Genomic DNA, 5770 nt, shown 5'->3' with positions numbered 1-5770 from the left:
CCCCCCTTCCCGTGCCCCAGGCCAAACCGGAGGCCCCACCCCCTAACCCCTTCGTGCCCCTGGTGGTGGAGGCCCCGCCCCAAGCCCCCTTGCCCACGCCCACCCCGGCCATCCGGCCAGAGCCCGTACCCACGGGCGCCCCGGTGCGCGTGAGCCAGGGCACCCCCTTGCCCACGCCCCAGGTGGCCACCACGCCAAGACCCCTGCCTGGCACCCAAGGCGCCCTCCCCGCCCCCAAGGTCCTCACGCCCGCCCCCAAGGCAACGGTCCCGCCGGCCCGGGTGGAAGGGAGCGTGGCCGTGACCCCCCCGGCGGCGCTCGTGGAAGCGCCCCTGGTCCAGGAGGAGGCCCCCCAAGGGGCTACGGAAACGCCGCAAGCCCAAGCGTCCAAGACCCCCCTCGAGGCCCTGGTGGAGGAAAGGGGGCTCAAGCTATCCGGTACCCTTTTGGGCCCGGTGAGCGTGGCCATTCTGGAGAGCAAGGACGGTTACCTGGTCTTGCCCGCAGGTAGCCCTATCCCCGGAACCGAGGCGGTGGTGCGCCGCATTGAGGGCAACCGCATCACCTTGGCTTTGAAAGAGGAAACGTTAGACCTGGCAATTTCGCAAGCGCAAGCGGGAGGTGGTCAGTGAAAAGAACCCTTATGAAGCCCTTGATTTGGGCCTTAGGAAGCCTAAGCCTCTTTGCCCTGGCGGGAAGCCTTCCGGACGAGCCTCGCTTCGCCGCCAAGGTGGACCTGAAGGTTTCGGAAAGCCAGGTGCGGGCCGGGGCCACCCTGCCCCTGGACGTGGTCTTGGAAGCCCTGGCCAAGAGCGTGGGCCTCCAGCCCCTCATCTACCGGGCCTACGACGCCTCGGGGGACCCGGCCAAGGCCCAGCCCCCCTTGCCCAACGTGAAGCTGGACTTCCAGGGCAAGCCCTTCCGGGAGGTGTGGGACCTCCTCTTCGCCACCTACGGGGCCCAGTTCAACCTGGACTACCTCTTCCTACCCCCGGACGTGGTGGTGGTGGCCCCCACCCAGGTAATCACCGCCCTGGTGGACGCCCCAAGCCGCGCCGGGGCAGCGGAGCGCAGGCCCTACGTGGTGGGCATTCCCGAGGCCGCTTACCGCCAGGCCATCCAAGGCCAGGGGGGACAGGTCCAGGTGGTTTCCAACGTGGAGTCCGCCAAGGCCTGGGTGCAAAATGACCTCCTCCCCTTCCTCTCCCGGGAGGCCGCTGGGCCCAACGTGAACTGGATCGTGGTGGAGGAGGGCGGGCGCCTCAAGGCCATCCTCTCCGTCCTGGCCACCCCGGAGCAACACGCCCGCTTTTCCGACATCCTCCAGCGGGCGGGGATTGACTTCCGGCCCCTTCCCGCCCTGGCCCAGCCCAAGCCCCGCCTGGAGCGGGCCTACGCCCTAACCCACGCCACCTTCCCCGAACTCCTCGCCTTCCTCCAAGGCCAGGTGCCCGGGGCCCAGATCAGCGTGGTGCCCACGGACCCCAAAAAGGCCCTCGTCCTGGCCACGGAGGAGGACCACGCCCGGCTCGCCGAGCTCCTCAAGGCCGCCGACGTCCCCAAGGCTCCAGCCAAGGTGCGCCGGGTCTACGCCCTCCAGAACCTCACCTTCCTCGAGGCCCAAGAGCGCCTGAAACCCCTCCTGGAGAAGGAACTCCCTGAAGCCCGCCTGGAAAGCATCCCCGGCAACCCCAAAGCCCTCCTCCTGGAGGCCGCCGAGGCCGACCAGGTCCTCTTCGCCGAGCTCCTCAAGGCGGCGGACGTGCCCCCGCAGGCCCCCGCCCCCAGCCAGGAGGCCACGCAAAGGCGCCTTTACCCCTTGCGCTTCGCCGACGCCGAGAAGGTAGCCCCCTTCTTGGCCCGGGAGGTGCCGGGCATCGTGGTCCAGACCGTGCCGGGGCAACCCGTCCTCTCCGTGCGGGGCACGGAGAAGCAACTGGCCGAGGTGGAAACCCTCCTCGCCCAGATTGACCGGGCCCCCGAGCAGGGCCCGCCCCTCTTCCAACGGGCCTACCAGCTTTCCAACGCCAAGGCCAGCGAGCTGGCCAAGGTGCTCCAGGAGGCCCTGCAGGCGCAACAGCCCCAAGGCCAGCAGGCGGCCCAGCCCGCCCGGCGCCCCGCCACGGTGGTGGCGGACGAGCGCACCAACACCCTCATCGTCACCGGGACCCAGGAGGACCTGGCCCTGGTGGAGGGGCTCATCCCCCGGCTGGACCAGGCGGTGCCCCAGGTGAACCTGAGGGTGCGCATCCAGCAAGTGGAGTCTAACCTTAGCCGCAACCTGGGCATTCAGTGGAATACCATTTCCGGCGGCAACGTGGTGGCAAGCATTCTCAGCTCCGGCTTGTCCTTGATTTTTGACAGCACACGGAGTCTCGCTAGCTTGAACATCATAGCCACCCTGGATGCACTCCAGAAGCAAGGCCTTTCCCGCGCCCTTCGTGATGTAAACCAGCTTGTGCTCAACAACCAAACCGCAAGGTTACAATCGGGCGAAACCTTCTTCATCCGCCGTGTGGTAAACGACCAGGTGGAACGGGTGCCCTTTGACGTGGGCATCATCGTGGAGGTCACCCCTCAGATCACCGCCGACGGGCAGATCCTCCTGAACATCAAGGCCGAGGTTTCCGGCAACGTCCAGCGCAACCCCGTGGACGGGGATGTGGACCGCTTTACCAAACAGGTGGTCACCACCACGCTCCGAGTACGGGACGGGCAGACCGTGGTCCTAGGAGGACTTGCCTCCCAGGAAACCAACCAGACCCAACAAGGTGTCCCCCTCCTCATGGACATCCCCCTCATCGGGGAACTCTTCAAGCAACGCACCCAAGAAACCAGCGAGAAGGAGCTTTTGGTGGTCATCACCGCCAACGTGGTCCGGGAAGCTGCCCAAAACCCCTAGAGGGATCCACCAAACCCAAGGGGGGCGGGAAGTTCCCGCCCCCTTACAATGTCCCTATGAGGTTCCTCACGGCAGGCGAGTCCCACGGCCCCGAGCTCTTGGCCATCATTGAGGGGCTTCCCGCCGGGCTTCCCCTCACGGAGGAGGACATCAACCCCTGGCTCGCCAAACGGCAACAGGGCTACGGCCGGGGGCGGCGGATGGTCATTGAAACGGACCGCATAGCCTTCCGGGCCGGGGTACGGGCCGGACGCACCACCGGGGCCCCGGTGGCCCTGGCCATCCAGAACGCCGACCACCGCAACTGGTTGGAGATCATGGACCCGGCCCCCGGGAACGAGCCCCGCAAAAAGGCCCTCACCGCCGCCCGCCCCGGCCACGCTGACCTGGCGGGGGGCATCAAGTACGGCCACAAGGACCTCCGGGACGTCCTGGAGAGGGCGAGCGCCCGTGAGACCGCCATGCGGGTGGCGGTGGGGGCGGTGGCCATGAAGCTCCTCTCCCTCCTCGGGGTGGAGGGGGTGGGCTACGTGCCGGGGATGGCGGGGGTGTGGAGCCAGGTCCCCTTCGCCTGGGAGCTCGTCCCCCGCATAGAGGAAAGCCCTTTGCGCATGACCGACCCCGAGGCGGAGGCGGAGGTGATCCGCCGCATTGACCAGGCCAAGGCGGAAGGGGACACCCTGGGCGGGGTCATTGAGGCCCGCTTCCGTGGCCTGGTGCCCGGGCTTGGAAGCCACGTGCACTGGGACCGGAAGCTGGACGGCCGACTGGCCCAGATGGCCCTCTCCATCCCAGCGGTCAAGGGGGTGGAGATCGGCCCCGCCTTTGAGAACGCCATGAAGCGGGGCTCGGAGGTGCACGACGCCATCTACTGGAGCCCAGAGCGGGGCTTCTACCGCACCACCAACCGGGCTGGGGGTCTGGAGGGCGGCATGACCACGGGGGAAGAGCTGGTCATCCGGGCCGCCCTCAAGCCCATCGCCACCCTCATGCGCCCCCTCCCCACGGTGGACGTGGTGACCCACGAGCCCAAGGACGCCGCCCGCGAGCGCTCGGACACCACGGCCGTCCCCGCCGCCAGCGTCATCCTCTGCGCCCTCTCTGCCATCGTTTTGGCCCAGGCCTACCTGGAGAAGTTTGGCGGGGATACCATGGAGGAAATCCAAGAACGGGTGGCCCGCTACCGGGAATGGGTCCTCCGCTACTAAGGAACGTAGGATAGGTCCATGGCCCGCCTCGAGGTCCCCCGCCCCGCCACCTTCATCAGCCTCACCGGCTTCATGGGGGTGGGGAAAAGCCGCATCGGGCGGGAGCTGGCCCGGGCCCTCCTCCTCCACTTCATAGACCTAGACCGCTACATTGAAAGGCGCACGGGGCTTTCCATCCCCGACATCTTCCGCCACCTGGGAGAGGAAGCCTTTCGCCGCATGGAAAAGGAGGCGGTGCGGGAGCTGGTGGCGAAGGACTTCCTGGTCCTTTCCCTGGGCGGGGGAACCTTCGTGGACCCGGAAAACCGAAGCCTCCTCCTCGCCCGGGGGCCGGTGGTGGCCCTCTGGGCAAGCCCGGAAACCATCCTGGAACGGGCCACGAGGAAGCCCGGGGAAAGGCCCCTCCTCCAGGTGGAAAACCCCTTGGAGCGCATCCGCACCCTCCTCCAGGCCCGCGCCCCCATCTACCGGGAAGCCCACGTGCACGTGTCCACCGACCACCGCAAGGTGGAAGAGGTGGTGGAGGAGATCGTGGAGAAGCTTTGGGCGTATGCAAAGGTTAAGCGTCCGTAGTCCCGTGACCTACCCCATCCTCATCGGGGAGGGCGTCTTGGCCGAGGTGAGGGTGGAAGGCCCCCGGGCCCTCCTCTACGACCGCCAGGTGGAGGCCTTCGCCCTGGAGGTGGCGGAGGCGCTTAGGGTGGAGCACCGCCTGGGCCTGGAGGGGGGAGAAGGGGCGAAGAGCCTGGCCGTTTATGGCCAGGCCCTCTCCTTCCTGGCGGAAAGGGGGCTTCCCCGGAACACCACCCTCCTGGTGGTGGGCGGGGGCACCCTCACGGACCTCGGGGGGTTCGTGGCCGCCACGTACCTGAGGGGGATACGCTACCTGGCCTTCCCCACCACCACCTTGGCGGTGGTGGACGCCAGCGTGGGGGGGAAGACGGGCCTCAACCTCCCCGAGGGCAAGAACCTGGTGGGAGCCTTCCACTTCCCCCAAGGGGTCTACGCCGAGCTGAAGGCGCTCCGGACCCTACCCTCCTCCACCTTCAAGGAGGGGCTGGTGGAGGCCTTCAAGCACGGGATCATCGCAGGGGACGAGGCGCTCCTCCGGGTGGAGGACCTCACCCCGGAAAACCCCCGCCTCGAGGCCTACCTGGCCCGCGCGGTGGCGGTGAAGGTGGCCATCACGGAGAAAGACCCCTTGGAGAAGGGGGAAAGGAGGCTTTTGAACCTGGGCCACACCCTGGGGCACGCCCTCGAGGCCCACACCCGCCACGCCCTGCCCCACGGGGCGGCGGTGGCCTACGGCCTCCTCTTCGCCGCCCTGTTGGGCAGGGCTTTGGGGGGAAAGGACCTCACGCCGCTCTTGGTTGGGCTCCTCCGGTGGCTTGACCCACCCCCCGTCCCCTTGATGCCCTTTGCTACTCTTGTGCCTTACCTCCTGCGCGACAAGAAAAAGCTCTCCGAAAGCCTTCACTGGGTAGTACCCTTGGACGTAGGGAGGCTTGAGATAAGGCCCCTCCCCGAAACCCTCCTACAGGCGGCGTACGCGGAGTGGCAGAAGCTCATAACCCGAGAAGGGTTCGCCCAGGGCTAGTAGACGTAAAAATAACCCAAGTTGCTACCCAGCCATCTTCTGGGTCAGGAGACTGATGTTATG

At 67.4% G+C, this 5770-nt stretch carries 5 protein-coding genes; all 5 read left to right on the top strand.

Going from position 1 to position 5770, the window contains the following annotated elements:
• On the top strand, positions 1–632 hold a 632-nt coding region (locus L0C60_RS12660), incomplete at its 5' end, for a competence protein (RefSeq protein ID WP_243092917.1).
• 11 nt (positions 633–643) lie between these two features.
• Positions 644–2902, top strand: coding sequence for a secretin N-terminal domain-containing protein (locus L0C60_RS12655; RefSeq protein WP_243092916.1), 2259 nt, complete (start codon positions 644–646; stop codon positions 2900–2902).
• Positions 2903–2958: 56 nt separating this feature from the next.
• Entirely contained in the window at positions 2959–4110 is a 1152-nt protein-coding gene (gene aroC / locus L0C60_RS12650; RefSeq protein WP_243092915.1) for a chorismate synthase, read from the top strand.
• Positions 4111–4128: 18 nt separating this feature from the next.
• The gene (locus tag L0C60_RS12645; protein WP_234506658.1) at positions 4129–4683 is read left to right on the top strand and encodes a shikimate kinase; all 555 of its coding nucleotides are present in this window, start codon (positions 4129–4131) and stop codon (positions 4681–4683) included.
• Positions 4661–5707: a 3-dehydroquinate synthase gene (locus L0C60_RS12640; RefSeq protein WP_234506661.1), complete on the top strand. Its 1047-nt coding sequence runs from the start codon at positions 4661–4663 to the stop codon at positions 5705–5707. Before L0C60_RS12645 ends, L0C60_RS12640 begins: the two co-directional genes overlap by 23 nt.
• Positions 5708–5770: the final 63 nt, after the last annotated feature.

The organism is Thermus hydrothermalis (assembly GCF_022760925.1).
Classification (GTDB): Bacteria; Deinococcota; Deinococci; order Deinococcales; family Thermaceae; genus Thermus; species Thermus hydrothermalis.
The sequence above is the reverse complement of the archived record's forward strand: the minus strand, read 5'-3'. Positions and strand labels throughout refer to the sequence as shown.